Genomic DNA, 15782 nt, shown 5'->3' with positions numbered 1-15782 from the left:
GATTCGCCCTCGAGCTCGTGGCGGTTCCGCCACGGCGAGCGATGAGCGACCCCGGCGGCGGTGGATCCCGCGTAGGCCGGTCGTCGGCGCCTTCTCGGGCGCCGCGGGGTGAAGGTCGCGGAACCGACGCTACGGCGGCCTCGTTGACAGGCGATTTACGCCGAGTAGACGCGCTTCCCGGGCCAACTTCCGCGCCCGGGTGCGGTTTCCGGACGAACCGGGCGTTGGCGGCCTGCCGGAATGCCGTGCGGTGGCTCCGGTGCGCAGGCGGGATTCGCCGCCCGGCGCCTTCGGTAGGGTCGTGTTCGGGGACCCGTGTACGGCCCGGGGAAATCGGCCGAGGGCACCCAGGGCAGGAGTGCGCACGATGCGACTTTTCGGGCGGGAAGCCGAGCTGAAGCTCCTGGCCGAGATCATCGACGGACCAGGGGATCGCGGCGGCGTTCTCCTGCACGGCGAGGCCGGCATCGGGAAGTCCGCGCTCGTGGCGGAGGCCGTTTCCGCGGCGTCGGTCGCCGGCCTGCGGGTGCTGAAGACCACCGGTGCGGAGGCGGAGCAGAACCTCGCCTACGCCGGGCTGCACCAGCTGCTGCACCCGGTCCGGGCAGGCGTGGACGCCCTCCCGGTCCCGCAGCGAGACGCCCTGCGGACGGCGCTGGGGCTCGCCGACGTCGGGGAACCCAGCACCTACCTGGTCGGCCTCGCCACGTTGAGCCTGCTGGCCGACCAGGCCGCCGACCGGCCGTTGCTGATCGTCGCGGAGGACGTGCACTGGCTCGACCGCGCGAGCGCGGACGTGCTCGCGTTCGTGGCGCGGCGAATCGAGTTCGATCCCGTCGTGCTGATCGCGACCCTCCGCACCGATGAGCGCTCGCCGCTGCAGGACGCCGGGCTGTCCCCGATGCACGTCGACCGGCTCTCCGACCAGAGCGCCGCCGAGGTGCTGGACTCGATCGCGCCCGGCCTCGCCCCGGAACTCCGGGCGCAGCTGCTGGCGGAGGCGGCGGGGAATCCGCTGGCGTTGAGCGAATTGCCCGCGGCGACGGCAGACCTCGACGGGATCGACCCGGTGCTACCGCTGGGCGACCGCCTCGAACGCGCTTTCACCGCCCGGGTCGCCTCCCTCGCCGCACCCGCCCGCACCGCCCTGCTGGTCGCGGCGCTCAACCAGACCGACTCGGTCGCCGAAACGCTCGCGGCCACCGGCCGGATCCTGGGTGCGGCGGCCGACCTGGAAGTCCTGGCACCGGCCGTCGAGGTCCGGTTGGTCGAGCTCGTCATCGACGCCGTGACGTTCCGGCATCCCCTGATGCGGTCGGCGATCACGGCGGCTTCGTCGCTGGCCGAGCGCCAGCAGGCCCACCTGGCGCTGGCCGAGACGCTGCTCGACAAGCCGGACCGCCGGGCGTGGCACCGGGCCGCCGCGACTGCCGGAGCGGACGAGGACGTGGCCGCCGAGCTGGAGCGGACGGCCGACCGGGCGCAGCAGCGGGGCGGGCTCGCCGCCGCGATCGCGGCGTTGGAGCAGGCCGTCAGGCTGAGCGAGCGGCAGGACAGGCAGGCGGTTCGCCTGCTGCGTGCCGCCGAGCTGGCGGTTGAATCCGGCCGCCGCGACAGGGCCGAGCGCCTGGTGCGCGACGCGCAGGCCCTGGAACTGTCTCCGCGTCAGCGCGCCACCGCCAGTTGGCTGCTCAGCGGCTTCGAGGACGGGGTGCGCGAGGACGTCTCCCGGGTGTCGGAACTGGGCGAACTGGTCGAAGCGGTCGCCGCCGACGGGCAGGTGGAGGCGGCCGTCCGGATCCTGCTGGGCGCCGCCATGCGCTGCTTCTGGTCCGAACCCGGCCCGGCCGCGCGCCGCTCGCTGCTGGGCGTGGCCGACCGGCTGCCCATCGATGCCGGCGATCCGCGGATGGTCGCCGTCGCCGCGTACGTCGCGCCGTTCGAGCGCGGCCACCGGGTGGTCGACGGGCTGCGCGAGCTGGCCGGGGCCGCCGGATCCAACCCGGAGGTGGACCGCTACCTGGGCAGCGCGGCCATGCAGGTCGGGGCCTTCGACCTGGCCGCCCGCTTCACCGCGGCGGCCGTGCCCGGACTGCGCGCCCAAGGGCGGCTCGGGACGCTGCCCAGGGCGCTGACCGTCCAGGCGTGGAGCCGGGCCCGGCTCGGTGACCTGGCCACGGCCGTCCCGATCGCCGCCGAGGCCGCCGCGCTCGCCTGGGAGACCGGCCAGCCGTTCATGCACGGGCTGGCCACGGCCGTCCAGGCGGAGATCGCCGCGCTGCGGGGTGACCACGAACAGGCCGGGGCGCTGGTGAACGAGGCCGAACGGGTCGGCCTCGCCGCGGGCGCCCGGCCGGTCCTGGCCACCGTCCAGCTCACCCGCGGGCTGCTGGGCTTGAGCGAGGGCCGCTTCGACGACGCGTTCGCCGACCTGCGCCGGATCCTCGACCCCGCGGATCCCGCCTATCAGTTCGGTTTGCGCGCGTACTTCGTCGCGGAACTCACCGAGGCCGCGGTGCGGGCCGGGCAAGCGGACGCGATGCGGGACATCTTGCGGGAGCTGGAACCGCTGGCGGCATCGACGCCGTCGCCGGCGTTGCACATCGGGCTGCGCTACGCGCGCGCGGTGCTCGCCGCGAACGACGAGGCGGAGGAGCTGTTCAAGGCCGCGTTGCGGGCCGATCTGAGCGGGTGGCCCGCGGAACGCGGGCGGGTCCACCTGGCGTTCGGCGAGTGGCTGCGGCGGCAGCGCCGGGTGGTGGAGTCCCGGACGCACCTGCGCACGGCCCGGGATGCCTTCGACGCGCTCGGGATGGCCGCGTGGGGCGAGCGGGCCCGCCGGGAGTTGCGCAGCGCGGGGGAGTCGAGCCCGAACCGGGGCCCGGACGCGCGGGAAAAGCTGACCCCGCACGAGCTGAGCATCGCGCAGCTGGCCGCCGACGGGCTGACGAACCGGGAGATCGGGCAGCGGCTCTACCTGTCGCACCGGACCGTCGGCACCCACCTGTACCGGATCTTCCCCAAGCTGGGCGTGAGCTCCCGGGCCGATCTGGTGGGCATGCTCAAGAAGCTCGAGGAGGAGCCCGCTCAGTAGCGGTGACTTACACCGGCGCAGTCATCCGACGGGCGCGGAAGCCTCCGCGGGCTGCCTAGCGTCCTGGGCATGCCGGGAGGGCGCGGATCGCGGACTTCCCGGCGCGTCGCGGGAGAACACGCCCGCGCCCCGGTGGACGAGATTCGCGCAGGAGTTCCAGATGATCAGCAGAAGACGATTCACGCAGGCGTTCGCGGCGGGTGTGGCGGCGACGTCGCTGGCCGGCTGCTCGTCGAATGCTCCCGCCACCCCCGCCGCCGCGGCACCCGCCGGCGCGGATCTCCGGGTCGGATCGGGCGAGAACACCTCGCTGGGCCCGATCAAGCAGATCGACGCCGGCGTGCTCAACATGGCCTACGCCGAGTTCGGCCCCAGCAGCGGCCAGCCGGTGGTGCTGGTGCACGGCTGGCCCTACGACCCGTACAGCTACGCCGATGTCGCGCCGCTGCTCGCCGCCGCGGGCTACCGGGTGATCGTCCCGTTCCTGCGCGGCTGGGGCCAGACCAGGTTCCTGTCGCCGCAGGCGGTCCGCAACGGGCAGCAGTCGGCGGTGGCGCTCGACATCATCGCCTTGATGGACGCGCTGCGGATCGACAAGGCGGTTCTGGGCGGGTTCGACTGGGGCGCGCGGACCGTCGCCATCATGGCCGCGCTCTGGCCCGAGCGCTGCAAGGCGATCGTCTCGGTGAGCGGGTACATCATCACCAACCTCGAAGCGAACAAGCAGCCGCTGCCCCCGGCCGCCGAGCTGGGCTGGTGGTACCAGTACTACTTCGCGACCGAGCGCGGCGCCCTCGGCTACGACCGGAACCGGCACGACTTCAACAAGCTGATCTGGAAGATCGCGTCGCCGCAGTGGAACTTCGACGACGCCACTTATGACCGCAGCGCGGCGTCGTTCGACAACCCCGACCACGCCGCCATCGTCGTCCACAACTACCGGTGGCGGCTGAGCCTGGCGCCCGGCGAGCCGCAGTACGACCAGTACGAGCAGCGGCTCGCCGCCGGGCCGGCCATCTCGGTGCCGTCGATCACGATCGGCAGCGACTTCGACGGCGCGGCCAAGAACGGCGCCTCCTACCGCGCCAAGTTCACCGGCAAGTACGAGCACCGGGTCTACGACGGGATCGGGCACAACGTCCCGCAGGAAGCCCCGCGCCCCTTCGCCCAGGCGATCATCGACGCGGACCGGCTCTGAACCACGCAGAACGCGCGCCCGGCGGCCTATCCGGCCACCGGGCGCGCGCCTGTTCATCGGAACAGGTTGCGGGGTAAGGACTTCCGGTGGTCGAACCCGGGTGAGCTCTGTGGACGGACTGGGAACGGCTTTGAGCCCGCCACCGGGTGGTGGCGGGCTCAAAGCGTCCGGCAGACGTCAGTCGACGGTGGCGTCGAGGGTGACCTCGATGTTGCCCCGGGTCGACTTCGAGTACGGGCACACCTGGTGCGCGCCCTCGACGAGCTCGTCGGCGGTCGCCTGGTCGATCCCCGACGCTTCCAGGTGCAGAGCGGCGCTGAGCTTGAACTCGCCGGCGTCGGTGTCGTGGTGCAGGGTGACTTCCGCGATCACGGCGAGGTCGGTCAGCTTGACCTTCTTCTCGCCGGCCACGCGGCGCACGGCGCCGACGAAGCAGGACGCCCAGCCCGCCGCGAACAGCTGCTCGGGGTTCGTGCCGCCGCCGGCACCGCCGAGCGCCTTCGGCACGGCGAGGCCGACGTCGAGCACGCCGTCGTCGGAGATCGCCCGCCCGCCGTTGCGGCCCTCCGCAGTGGAGGTGGCTACCGCGGTGTAGGTGGTTTCAGCCATGGCATTCCTTCTCGTCTTCGCGTTCTCACAGGGGTGTCGCCGCGCCCGCCCCGGCCGGGCTCACCAGCCGGCCGGGGCGGTCCAGGAGGCGGGGGCGGCCGTGCACCGCGCGACGGCGCGGATTTCTGCGCGGTGACGGCATTGGCGCTCGGGGGCTCTCCCCCCGCCTCGATGTGCGGCCGTGGTGTTCGTGAAGCGCGACCACCGCGGCTCGGCACGACACCACGTTAAGAACTCGGGAAATGCCTTGGCGACAGTCGGATGACGTCATGCGCGTACGTCACCTGCGCTCAGACCAGCGAGGCGCCGACCGCCGTCCCGATCCTGGCGCGCATCCGTCGGAGACCTGGGCCGGGTTCCAGCCCCAGGTCGTCGGCCAGCAACCGGGCGATCCGCTGGTAGGCGGACAACGCCTCGCCTCGGCGGCCGTCCCGGTCGAAGGCCCAGATCAGCAGTTCCCACAGCCGCTCTCGATACGGCTCCGCCGTCGTCGCGAGCGTCAGCTCGGCGATCGCCTGGTCGCAGTGGCCCTGCTCGATGTCCAGCGCCCAGCGATCCTCCATGGCCGTGGCGCGCAGCCGTTCCAGCCAGGTGCGGCGGCCTTCGAAGAAGGCGCCGCCCAACCCGTCGAGCGCGGGCCCGCGCCACAGCGCCAGCGCGTCGCGCGAAAGGCGGGACGCCTCCGCGAGCAGCCCCCGTTCGCGGGCCTTGCGCACGGCGGACGTGGTCTGGCGGAACACCGACACGTCGACCGCGCTGGACGCGACGACCAGCTGGTAGCCGCGGCCCGCCGAGCGGATCTCCGCCTCACCGCCCGCCAGGACCCGGCGCAGCCGGGAGACGTAGGTGCGGGTCGTGACGACGGCGCTGGGCGGAGCCTCCAGCCCCCACAGCGCGCGCACGATCTCGTCGACCGAGACCTGCCGCCCCTCGCTGAGCAGCAGCAGCGCGAGCACACCCCGCTGCTGCGGGGAGCCTGCCGCCAGCTCCCTGTCACCGCTCCAGACCTTGATCGGGCCGAGCAGCCCGAAGCTCAAACCGGCCATCGTGGTTGGCGCTCCTCCCGTTGATCGCGACCTGCGGTGCCGCCCGGCCGTCGCCGATCCGCGCTGCCGGGGTCCCACCAGGACTGTTGGTGCAGCGTCGAACACACCGGCACACTTTAGGTTCCGCCGTTGTCCGCCGAACGCCGATGCCCCCTGTCACCGAACGTCTATCCACTGTCTACGCCGAGGCACTAGGAAGGCTCCGGCACGAGAAGTCGTGGCGAGGACATCCGAAAGGGCCGAGGCGGCGAACGCCCGGTCGCATCGCTGCCCGGGGCGACGTACGCCCTCGGCGTCGCTTGACGCACGCGATGGCGATCCGAGCCCGCCTACCTTCGGGCGTGCCCTGCTGCGGACCCGCAAACCCGGGCCGGCCGCCGCGACTCTTGCGAAGGAAAGGCCCCACTGGTGATCGGACGAGCGTCCACGGACTCGCCTCCTTGCCGGTTCACCGTTCTCGGCCCGCCGGGCCTGGACTGCTTCGGCACGGAGCTGGACCTCGGCTCGCCGCAGCAACAAGCCGTCCTGATGCTGCTGCTGGCCAACAACGGCAGGTTCGTGCAGGTCGGCGAGCTGATCGACGGCCTGTGGGGAGACCGGGCGCCGGTCACCGGCGAAGCCGTCATCCGGACCTACATCTCCCGCCTGCGGCGGATGCTGTCCGGGCACGGGCTCGGCTCGGCGATCCGGTCCCAGGCCGGGGGATACCTGCTGGACCCGTCGCTGTTCGTGCTGGATTCGACCGAGTTCGCCGACCTGGTCGAGAGCGCCAGGCGAGAGCACACGGCGGGGAACGCCTCGGCGGCGGCGGACCACTTGGCGGCCGCGCTCGACCTCTGGACCGGCACCGCGCTGGCCGGAGTTCCCGGCGAGGCCGCCGAAAGGGAGCGGTCGCGGCTGGAACGGCTGAAGCTGACCGCCACCCAGGAGCTGCTGCGGATCCGCCTGGAGCTGGGGGAGCACGCCGAGGTCGTGGCCGAGGTGCCGTTGCTCATCGAGCAGAACCGGCTCGAAGAGCCGCTGTACGAGATCTACCTGCTCGCCCTGTACCGCAGCGGCCGGCGGGCCGAGGCCCTGGAGATCTACCGGACGGTCTACGACCTGCTCAGCGAGGAGATGGGGGTCGGCCCTGGGCCACTGCTGCAGGCGATCCACGAGAAGATCCTCCGGGCCGACGCGGACATTCACGACGAGATAGCCGTCCCACGAACCGGCGGGGCCGGACAGCGCACCGCGCGCTCTGGCCCGGAGCCGATCGCCGCGTTGCCAGGCGGGTATCTCGATCGGCAGTTCGTCGGGCGGGACGCGGAGCGAGCGGTCTTCCGGGACATGCTCAAGGCGAACGGCGGCGAGCGGAGCGGTCCGCTGTTCGTCTGCGGTCCCGCCGGGATCGGCAAGTCGACGCTGCTGCGAAAGTTCGCGGAGGACGCCCGTGCCGCGGGCCACCAGGTATGGCACGTCCAGGACTGGGCCGCCGCCGAGCGCCGGGAATGCCTTGAGCAGATCGCTGACGAGCTCTCGGCGGTTTCCGGCCCGGTACTCCTCCTGGACTCCTTCGAGGAGCTCGGCGATCTCGAACACTGGCTGCGCGACGAATACCTCCGGAAGTTGCGGGGCGAGGCGATCATCGTGGTGGCGGGCAGGACCGGGCCGAGCGCCGGCTGGCTCATCGACCCGGCCTGGTCCGGGACGATCACCATCCGCTGGCTCGAAGCCCTCTCCGATGCGGAATCCGCCGCGCTGGTCGAAGCCCGTGGTGTCGCCGCGGATCTCCGGGAGTCTATTGTGGACTTCGCTGCCGGGAGTCCCCTCGCGTTGTCGCTCGTGGCCGAGGTCGGCAGGAGCTTGCCGGTCACCGGTAGGCCGTCGCGGCGTGACGCCGTGCGGTACGTGGTCGACAACGTGATCGAGTTGCTGGCAGGTCCCGCACCGACGGCGGCGCATCGATGGGCGCTGCACGTGTGCGCGCACGCGCGCTACACCACCGAAGATCTGCTCCGGGCTGTGGTGCCAAGCGGCCGGGCGGAGGAATTGTTCGACTGGCTCTGGGCTCAGCCCTTCGTCGAAACGGCTGCCCACGGCTTGGACATCAACGGCGTGCTGCGGGAATCCCTCGAATACCAGCTGCGGTGGCGGGACCCGGTCGGCTACGAGCAGATGCACCGACGGATCCGCCATTACGTCATGGGCAGCCTCCTGCGCGACACCCGCGACCCGCACGCGAGCGTGGCGGTCATGCGAACGATCGCTCATCTGCGCCGGCGCGGCGGGGTCGTGCCGCGGTTCGTTTCGGTGGCCGGTGACGAGGATTTGCAGGCGGTGGAGGCGACTTTCGCAGATCACGGCGAGCTTGTCGCGATGACGTGGGAGAGCCGCGGTGAGTCCGCGGCGGCTTCCGTCCGGTTCTGGCTGGGACGTCAACCGAACGCGTTCCACCTGCTCCGGGACCGCAAGACGAAGCGGCTGCGAGCCTTCATGAGCCGGCTGGTCCTCACGGCTCCGGCGAGGGAAGAACTCGCGGCCGACCCGATCATCGAGGAGATCTGGCACGACGTGCACCGGCGGATGCAGCTGCCGGCCGACGCGCACGTCGCGGTTGCGCGGCACCTCGTTCGTCCCGCTGGCGAAGCCGAACCGTCCTTCATCACGGACGCCTTCCAGGCGCGGCTGATGGGTGCCTGCCTGCACGAGCCCGGGCTGGCGGCCTCGTACCTGGTCCTCTCCAACGGGCAGTTCTGGCGCCCGTTGATGGAGTACCTGGGCCACCACGAGCTGGAGAGCGTTGGCGCGGACCACCCGCACTCGATCTTCGGCCACGACTGGCTAGCCGCACCGCCGGTGGAATGGCGGGATCGGCACCTGGACGAAGAGCTGTGGGCGCAACGACGCCTGAACCTGTTCGCCCGGCAGGACGCGTCCGGTGCGCGCTGAGCGCCGTCGCAGCGAAGCCCGGAGTGGGAAAGTCACGTGGTGGCACCGAAATCGTGCCGGAAAAGTGCCATCGAAGAACGTATACCGATCGTCGGCGCGCTTCGGAATAGCATCGCGGTGTTCCACCTGGACGTTGTCTCGGCCACCCGAGCGATGGCCGCGGTCGCATCGCGAATCGCTGGGTGTGGCAAAGGGGACGAGGTGCCCTAACCCCCGGGGTACCTCGTCCCCGCCCCGGAACTTCAGGCGCGACGGCATGCCCGACGACAGGTTCCGCGTTGGCAGCGGTGCGATCTCCGGACGCTTGGCGGATCCGCTCGAACCGAGACCTGCGTTCGTCCGAATCGGACACCGCATCGCCGCGGTAGATTTCAGGAGAACCCATGCCCACCCTGGTCCTCGTCGGCCTCCTCGCGGGGATGGTCACGAGCCTCTCGCCCTGCGTGCTGCCGGTGCTGCCTGTCGTTCTCGCCGCTGGGGCGAGACGGCCCTGGGGAGTCGTGGGCGGTCTTGTAACGAGTTTCAGCCTGTCGACGCTGCTGGGCTCGCTCGTGCTCGATGCGCTGCACCTGCCTGCAGGTCTTCTTCGGAACGCGGGCATCGCGACGCTGGCGTTGCTCGGCGTCGGGTTGATCTTTCCCCGCGTGGGCGAGCTGCTCGAACGTCCCTTCATCCGGCTGCGAGGTCGTGCGGCCGAGCCGGGCGGCAACGGCTTCGTCGCGGGCCTGGCGCTGGGACTCGTCTACGTGCCCTGCGCGGGGCCGGTTCTGGCCACCATCGCCGTGGTCGGGGCCACGCAGCAGATCGGGTTCGGCACCCTCGTGCTCACCGCGGCCTTCGGCGTGGGAACGGGCATCCCCCTGTTCGTGCTCGCGGCTTCGGGCGGTGCGCTCGTTCGCCGGATGCGCTTCCTGCGGGCACGCGCGCGGGGCCTGCGCGTCACGACCGGTGTCGCTCTGCTGCTGGTCGCCGCCGTCAGCGCTTTCGACCTCGCCTCGCCGCTGCAGCGCGCGGTGCCGGACTACACAGCCGCGACGCAGAGCGCTTTCGGCTCCGTCCAGCTCGACCGGCTCACGCACGCACCGGACTTCGCGGGTGTCTCCGCCTGGCTGAACACCCCTGGCGGACAGCCGCTTTCGCTGCCGGGGCTGCGAGGCAAGGTCGTGCTGGTCAGCTTCTGGACCTACAGCTGCATCAACTGCCAGCGGGCGTTGCCCCACCTGGAACAGTGGTACGAAACCTATCGGAACGCCGGGTTCGTCGTGGTCGGCGTGCACACCCCGGAGTTCGCGTTCGAGCACGATCCGGCGAACGTGGCCGATCAGGCGAAGGCACTCGGTGTCGACTATCCCGTGGCGATCGACAACGACTACGCGACCTGGACCGCCTACGGCAACCAGTACTGGCCTGCCGCATATCTCGTCGACGCGGCCGGACAGATCCGCGCGTCGCACTTCGGGGAAGGCGATTACGCGGACTTCGAGGAGGAGATCCGCAGCCTGCTCGGGGAAGCCGGTGCGTCCAGGCTGCCCCCGCCGACCGACGTGCCCGACACCACCCCGTCCGGCTCGCAGACGGCGGAAACCCGTCTGGGCTCCGGATTCGGCCCGTCGGCCATGAGCGGCGAACGCCTGTCCGCCGGCCGGACGCACGACTACACGTTCCCGGCCGAGATCTCCTCCGACACGTTCGCGCTCGACGGAACCTGGACCGATGCGGGCGAATACCTCGCATCCGGGCCCGGGGCCCGGCTCCGACTCGACTTCCATGCCGCGTCGGTCCACCTCGTGCTGGGCGGAACGGGAACGCTCACCGTGGACGTCGACGGAGATCACCGGACGATCCAGGTCGCCGGCCCTCCGCGGCTCCACACGTTGCTGGACAACGACGAATCCGGGCACGGGGTCATGACGCTGTCGTTCAGTCCCGATGTGCAGGCCTACGACTTCACGTTCGGCTGAGCATCGCCGAGGCCGGGCAGGCGGACAACCGCACCTCTTGACGTACATGGCTGACGTCGCGTGACGGACGCCGAGCGGTGCGGGCACTGCTTAGCGTTGCGGCGTGGGCGAACACAACATGAACGAAACCCTTTGGGACCGCCTTCCCGCGGCGGAGATCAACGAACCCCTTTGGAACCGCCTGACCGCGGATGAGCTGCGCGGGCTGGCCGCCCAGGGCGCCGCGGTGCTGGTGCCGGTCGGTTCGACCGAACAGCACGGCCGGCATCTGCCGACCGGGGTGGACGCCTTCTTGGCGGACGAGGTGTGCCGCCGGGCGGCCTGGCTCGTTCAGGGGCGCTGTCCTGTGGTCGTGGCACCGACGGTGTGGTGCGGGCTGGCCGAGCACCACATGGCCTTCGGCGGCACGCTGACCCTGACGCTGTCCACTTTGCACGCGCTGCTGCGCGACCTGTGCCGGTCGATCCTGCGGGCGGGCTTCCTACGCATCCTGCTGGTCAACGGCCACGGCGGGAACATGGCCGCCCTCAACGCGATCGTCGCCGAGTTGACGACGGAGCTGCGGGCCCGGATCGGGATCACGAGCTACTTCACGGTCGGGCGTCGGGCGGTGCGGGAAACCCTGGAAACGCAGGACACGCTCATGCACGCGTGCGAAGGGGAGACCTCGATGATGCTCGCGGCTCACCGGGAACTCGTGCGCACCGAGGAGCTCCAGCACGCGGTCGGGCCGAGGATCGATTTGCCCGCCGAGTCGCAGAACCCGGTGTTCTTCGCCGTGCCGTTCGACGAGATCACCGGCTCGGGCGTGGCCGGGGACGCGCGGACGGCAAGTGCGGCGAAGGGGCAGAAGCTCCTCGACGCCTGCGCCCAGGCGCTCGCGGATCAGCTCGCCGCCGGGCTGTGGACGGAGCACGGGTGGTGACCGCGACGAGGCCGCCCGGCTGGGTTCGGGCCGCGAACTTCGCGCTGCCGAACGGCGCCGTCCCCGCGCTGTCGGCGAGATGTAGACATCCGGGTGGTCGACTTGTGGTCGAACTACCGCAGAGAAAGGGCGACCGTGAGCGTCGACGCGCGGACTGCGCTGGGAAATCCGGACTTGGTGGTCGGTCTGCTGCCGAGGGAAGGGCGGCGTGCCGGCAGAAGCGCAGCCGATGCCCTTGGCGGGCATGCCGATGACGTGACCACGGTGTCCTTGTACGCCGATGATCTCAGCGATGGGGCGCGCTTCCTGCGCACCCTGAGCGAGTCGCCTGAAGCCCGGGTGCTGCCGTTGAAGAGGCATGCCGAGGCGGATGTCGTAATGGTGGTGGCCACCAGGGTCGATGACGCGCTCCTGCTGGAGATGGAGAAGGTGGCGGGGCGGGCGGAGAACCCGCGGCAGCGCATGGTGCTGATCTCCGACCCGATGCGGGAGTCTCAGCTCTCCAGGGTCGTCGGTTGCGGTGTGGTGAGCATCCTGCCGCGCGCGTCGATCACACCGCATCTGATCGTGCGGGCCGTGGTCGCAAGCGGCAAGGGCGAGGCGGTCATGCCCAAGAGAGTGGTTCGCCGGCTGCTGGAGGAGGCCAGGGAGTTCCACCAGAGCGTGCGACGAGTGCCCCTGGGGTTCGCCGACGGCGGGCTGACGGACCGGGAGGTGGAGGTGCTCCGGATGTTCGCCGACGGGCACGACACCGGCTACGTCGCCATTCGGCTCAGGCTCTCCGAGCGCACGATCAAGAAGATCGTCCAGGACCTGACGAAGCGACTCGGGCTCCGCAATTGGTGAGCATCGTGTGGATGCGGCCCGTCGTGCCGCCGAAGCGCGTCTCGTGCGCCGACTGTCCGAAGCCGTGGACTTGCTGGCACCGGCCGGGATCGTGGTGACCCCGCTGGATGCCGGGCACGCCACCAGTGCGCTGGCTGCCGCCTGCAACCCCGACCGCCTCGCCCCAACGTCGGCCGGCATGGCCGGTGCCGAGGACATCATCACCACTCCCACACCCGACCAGCCCGACACACCCCCGCACCTCCACGACACCGCCGATGCGCACGGTGGCGGCGAGGACGAGTGGAGGCGAGTCGTATGAGGACACACACCCGCCACCGCACTCCACTGGATACGAGCGCGGAGGTGTTCGCACCGGAGGCATTGAGCATCGGGTCCCGGCACGTCGAGGTCGGAGGTGACTGGGTCGCCACGTTCGCCATCACCGGCTATCCCCGCGAAGTCCACCCCGGATGGCTGCAGCCGCTGCTGACCTACCCCGGCCGCCTCGATGTGTCGCTGCACGTGGAGCCGATCGACCCCACCACCGCCGCGACCCGCCTGCGCAAGCAACTGGCGAAACTGGAATCCGGCCGCCGGCACACCGCCGAACACGGCCGCCTCGCCGACCCGCAGGTGGACGCGGCCACCGAAGACGCCTACGAAATGTCCGCCCGGATCGCCCGCGGCGAAGGCCGACTGTTCCGCCTCGGCCTCTACCTCACCGTCCACGCCACCACCGAAGAAGCGCTCACCGACGAGGTCGCCGCGGTCCGCGCCTTGGCGGCGTCGCTGTTGCTGGACGCCAAACCCGCCACCTACCGCAGCCTGCAAGGCTGGGTATCCACCCTCCCCATGGGACTCGATTTGCTGGGGATGCGCCGCAGCTTCGACACCAGCGCCCTGGCCGCGGCGTTCCCCTTCACCAGCGCCGACCTCCCCCCCGCCGACCCCACCTCGGTGTCGGCGCCGACGGGAGTGCTCTACGGATTCAACGTGGGCAGCCAAGGACTGGTGCACTGGGACCGGTTCGCCGCCGACAACCACAACAGCGTGATCCTCGGCCGCAGCGGCGCCGGAAAAAGCTACCTCGTCAAACTGGAAACCTTGCGCTCGCTGTATCGGGGCATCGAAGTCGCCATCATCGACCCCGAAGACGAGTACCGCCGTCTCGCCGAGGCCGTCGGAGGCACCTACCTCCCTCTCGGTTCCGCCGGCGTCCGCCTCAACCCGTTCGACCTTCCCATCACCACCGGAACCAACGGTCGGCGCACGGCACCGAAAGACGCGCTCGTGCGCCGCAGCCTGTTCCTCCACACCGTGATCAGTGTTCTGCTCGACGCGCCACTGAGCGCGGGGGAGCGGGCCATGCTGGATGAGGCGATCGCCGCCACCTACCGCACGGCCGGGATCACCTCCGACTCCCGCACCTGGACCAGGCCCGCACCGACCCTCCGCGACCTCCGCGACACCCTCACCGCCCACGGCGACCCTGTTGCAACGGAGCTCGCGGCGCGACTGCACCCCTACGTCGACGGAGCGTTCAAAGAACTCCTCAACGGGCCCACCACGACCCGCCCCGAGGGGCACCTCGTGGTGTTCTCGCTGCGGGATCTTCCTGAGGAACTCAAACCCCTCGGCACCCTGCTCACACTCGACGCGGTATGGCGGCAGGTCGCCAACCCCGTGCTGCGCCGGCCACGGCTGGTCGTCGTCGACGAAGCCTGGCTGCTGATGCGCCAACCCGCGGGCGCGGAGTTCTTGTTCCGCATGGCCAAGGCATCCCGGAAACACTGGGCCGGGCTGACCGTGGCGACCCAGGACACCGCCGACGTCCTCGGCAGCGATCTCGGCAAAGCCGTAGTCGCCAACGCCGCCACCCAGATCCTGCTGCGGCAGGCACCGCAAGCCATCGACGACATCACCCGCACCTTCGACCTCTCCGCAGGCGAACGCCACTTTCTCCTCGCCGCGGAGCAAGGCCAAGGACTGCTGTCCGCCGGCACCCAACGCGTGGCCTTCCAGACCGTCGCCTCACCCACCGAACACGCCCTGGTCACCAGCAACCCCGCCGAACTCGCCCACGCCACTAGCCGCGAGAAATCCGAAGTGGACTCTGGATACCTCGACATCGACGACGCTTCGGCGCCGTTGACGGGTGATGAGTCCGGCACGGATTCCGGCGTCAGCCATGTCCAACCCGCGCGGTGACTATTTCCCTATTTCCGCGCACCGGGTTCTCCGCGCACGTCACGACGAGGAGGTACGCCATGATCGTCCCGTCATCGCCGGCCACCTTGGCCGGGAGAGTGATCGACGACTACCTGCGGGATCCCTGGGGCACTCTGCACCGCGCACTCACCGGCCTGCTCGACTGGGCGAGCACCGCAGCCCCTGTCGCCGTGCCAGGTCTACTCGTGGGTCTGGCTGTCGTGATGGGATCGAGGCGATGGTGGCGTCGACACTGCCATGCGCGACTGATGACCAACGCTCGCGTGGTGACCGTGCTGGCACCACCCACAGTCGATCCGGCAGGCGGAGCGGCTTGTGGGCCCACCTCGTCGGAGTGCTGCGCCCACGGTGGAAACGCCTGGTAACCGGCCAGCCACACGTGGCCTGCGAGTACGTGTTCTCCCACACCGGCGTAGAGATTCGACTGTGGGTTCCCAGCGTCATTCCCCCGGGGTTGGTCGAGCGGGCGGTGGAAGCAGCCTGGCCCGGCGCACACACCCACACCCACCCCGCCGAGCCACCCCTGCCCACTGCCGGGACCGGCCAGCGCAGCGTCGTTGTCGGCGGCGAGCTTCGTCTCGCACGCCCCGATGCGCTGCCGATCCGAACCGACTTCGACGCCGACCCGATCAGGGCGCTGATCGGGTCGCCCGTCGGCCTGAATCGCGATGAGCATGCCTGCGTGCAGATCCTCGCCCGCCCCGTCACCGGACGCCGCCTCACACACGCCCGTCGCATCGCCCGGCAAGCCCACACCGCAAGCACCGCCGGGCACATCGCCGGCGGGATCCTGGACCTCGTCACACCCGGCGCCACCACCCGCGGCCGCAGCGTCCGGGACGTGACGAGTCGTGATCCGCAGGTGACGCTGGAGCACTCCGCCGCCAACCGCGCGATCGTGGCCAAACAACGTGGCAGCCAGTACGAGACCGTCATCCGCTACGCCGTCGCCACCCTGCTC

9 protein-coding genes and 2 pseudogenes are annotated in these 15782 nt (G+C 70.8%); 9 read left to right on the top strand and 2 right to left on the bottom strand.

Annotation, left to right across the window (positions count from 1 at the left end; genetic code table 11):
• The first annotated feature begins 367 nt into the window (after nucleotides 1–367).
• The gene (locus AB0I53_RS29230; RefSeq protein ID WP_358609762.1) at nucleotides 368–3094 is read left to right on the top strand and encodes an AAA family ATPase; all 2727 of its coding nucleotides are present in this window, start codon (nucleotides 368–370) and stop codon (nucleotides 3092–3094) included.
• 160 nt (nucleotides 3095–3254) lie between these two features.
• Nucleotides 3255–4292, top strand: a complete 1038-nt coding sequence (locus tag AB0I53_RS29225; protein WP_358609759.1) for an alpha/beta hydrolase — start codon at nucleotides 3255–3257, stop codon at nucleotides 4290–4292.
• A 177-nt stretch (nucleotides 4293–4469) separates the two neighbouring features.
• Here AB0I53_RS29225 and AB0I53_RS29220 read toward each other — a convergent pair whose 3' ends face one another.
• Together AB0I53_RS29220 and AB0I53_RS29215 are read right to left on the bottom strand one after the other, a co-directional pair.
• Nucleotides 4470–4901, bottom strand: a complete 432-nt coding sequence (locus tag AB0I53_RS29220) for an organic hydroperoxide resistance protein (protein WP_358609756.1) — start codon at nucleotides 4899–4901, stop codon at nucleotides 4470–4472.
• Nucleotides 4902–5191: 290 nt separating this feature from the next.
• The gene (locus tag AB0I53_RS29215) at nucleotides 5192–5947 is read right to left on the bottom strand and encodes a BTAD domain-containing putative transcriptional regulator (protein WP_358609754.1); all 756 of its coding nucleotides are present in this window, start codon (nucleotides 5945–5947) and stop codon (nucleotides 5192–5194) included.
• A gap of 408 nt (nucleotides 5948–6355) precedes the next feature.
• Here AB0I53_RS29215 and AB0I53_RS29210 point away from each other — a divergent pair, with 408 nt between their 5' ends.
• From AB0I53_RS29210 to AB0I53_RS29180, 7 genes and pseudogenes are all read left to right on the top strand, one after another.
• Nucleotides 6356–8878 carry a BTAD domain-containing putative transcriptional regulator gene (locus AB0I53_RS29210; protein ID WP_358609751.1) on the top strand — a complete coding sequence of 841 codons (2523 nt, stop codon included), beginning with the start codon at nucleotides 6356–6358 and terminating at the stop codon, nucleotides 8876–8878.
• 383 nt (nucleotides 8879–9261) lie between these two features.
• On the top strand, nucleotides 9262–10839 hold the full coding sequence (locus AB0I53_RS29205) for a cytochrome c biogenesis protein DipZ (RefSeq protein ID WP_358609748.1): 1578 nt from the start codon (nucleotides 9262–9264) through the stop codon (nucleotides 10837–10839).
• Nucleotides 10840–10942: 103 nt separating this feature from the next.
• A complete protein-coding gene (locus tag AB0I53_RS29200; RefSeq protein WP_358609745.1) occupies nucleotides 10943–11764 on the top strand; it encodes a creatininase family protein in 822 nt (273 codons plus the stop codon).
• Between the two features lie 255 nt (nucleotides 11765–12019).
• A complete protein-coding gene (locus AB0I53_RS29195) occupies nucleotides 12020–12610 on the top strand; it encodes a LuxR C-terminal-related transcriptional regulator (RefSeq protein WP_358609742.1) in 591 nt (196 codons plus the stop codon).
• A gap of 16 nt (nucleotides 12611–12626) precedes the next feature.
• Nucleotides 12627–12911, top strand: a pseudogene (locus AB0I53_RS29190) (PrgI family protein); the annotation flags it as partial.
• Complete coding sequence (locus AB0I53_RS29185) at nucleotides 12908–14800, top strand: conjugal transfer protein TraC (protein ID WP_358609739.1); 1893 nt, start codon at nucleotides 12908–12910, stop codon at nucleotides 14798–14800. The pseudogene AB0I53_RS29190 and the gene AB0I53_RS29185, both read left to right, overlap by 4 nt.
• A 490-nt stretch (nucleotides 14801–15290) precedes the next feature.
• Nucleotides 15291–15782, top strand: a pseudogene (locus tag AB0I53_RS29180) (type VI secretion protein); the annotation flags it as partial.

This window comes from Saccharopolyspora sp. NPDC050389, assembly GCF_040655595.1.
Taxonomy (GTDB): domain Bacteria; phylum Actinomycetota; class Actinomycetes; order Mycobacteriales; family Pseudonocardiaceae; genus Saccharopolyspora.
The sequence above is the reverse complement of the archived record's forward strand: the minus strand, read 5'-3'. Positions and strand labels throughout refer to the sequence as shown.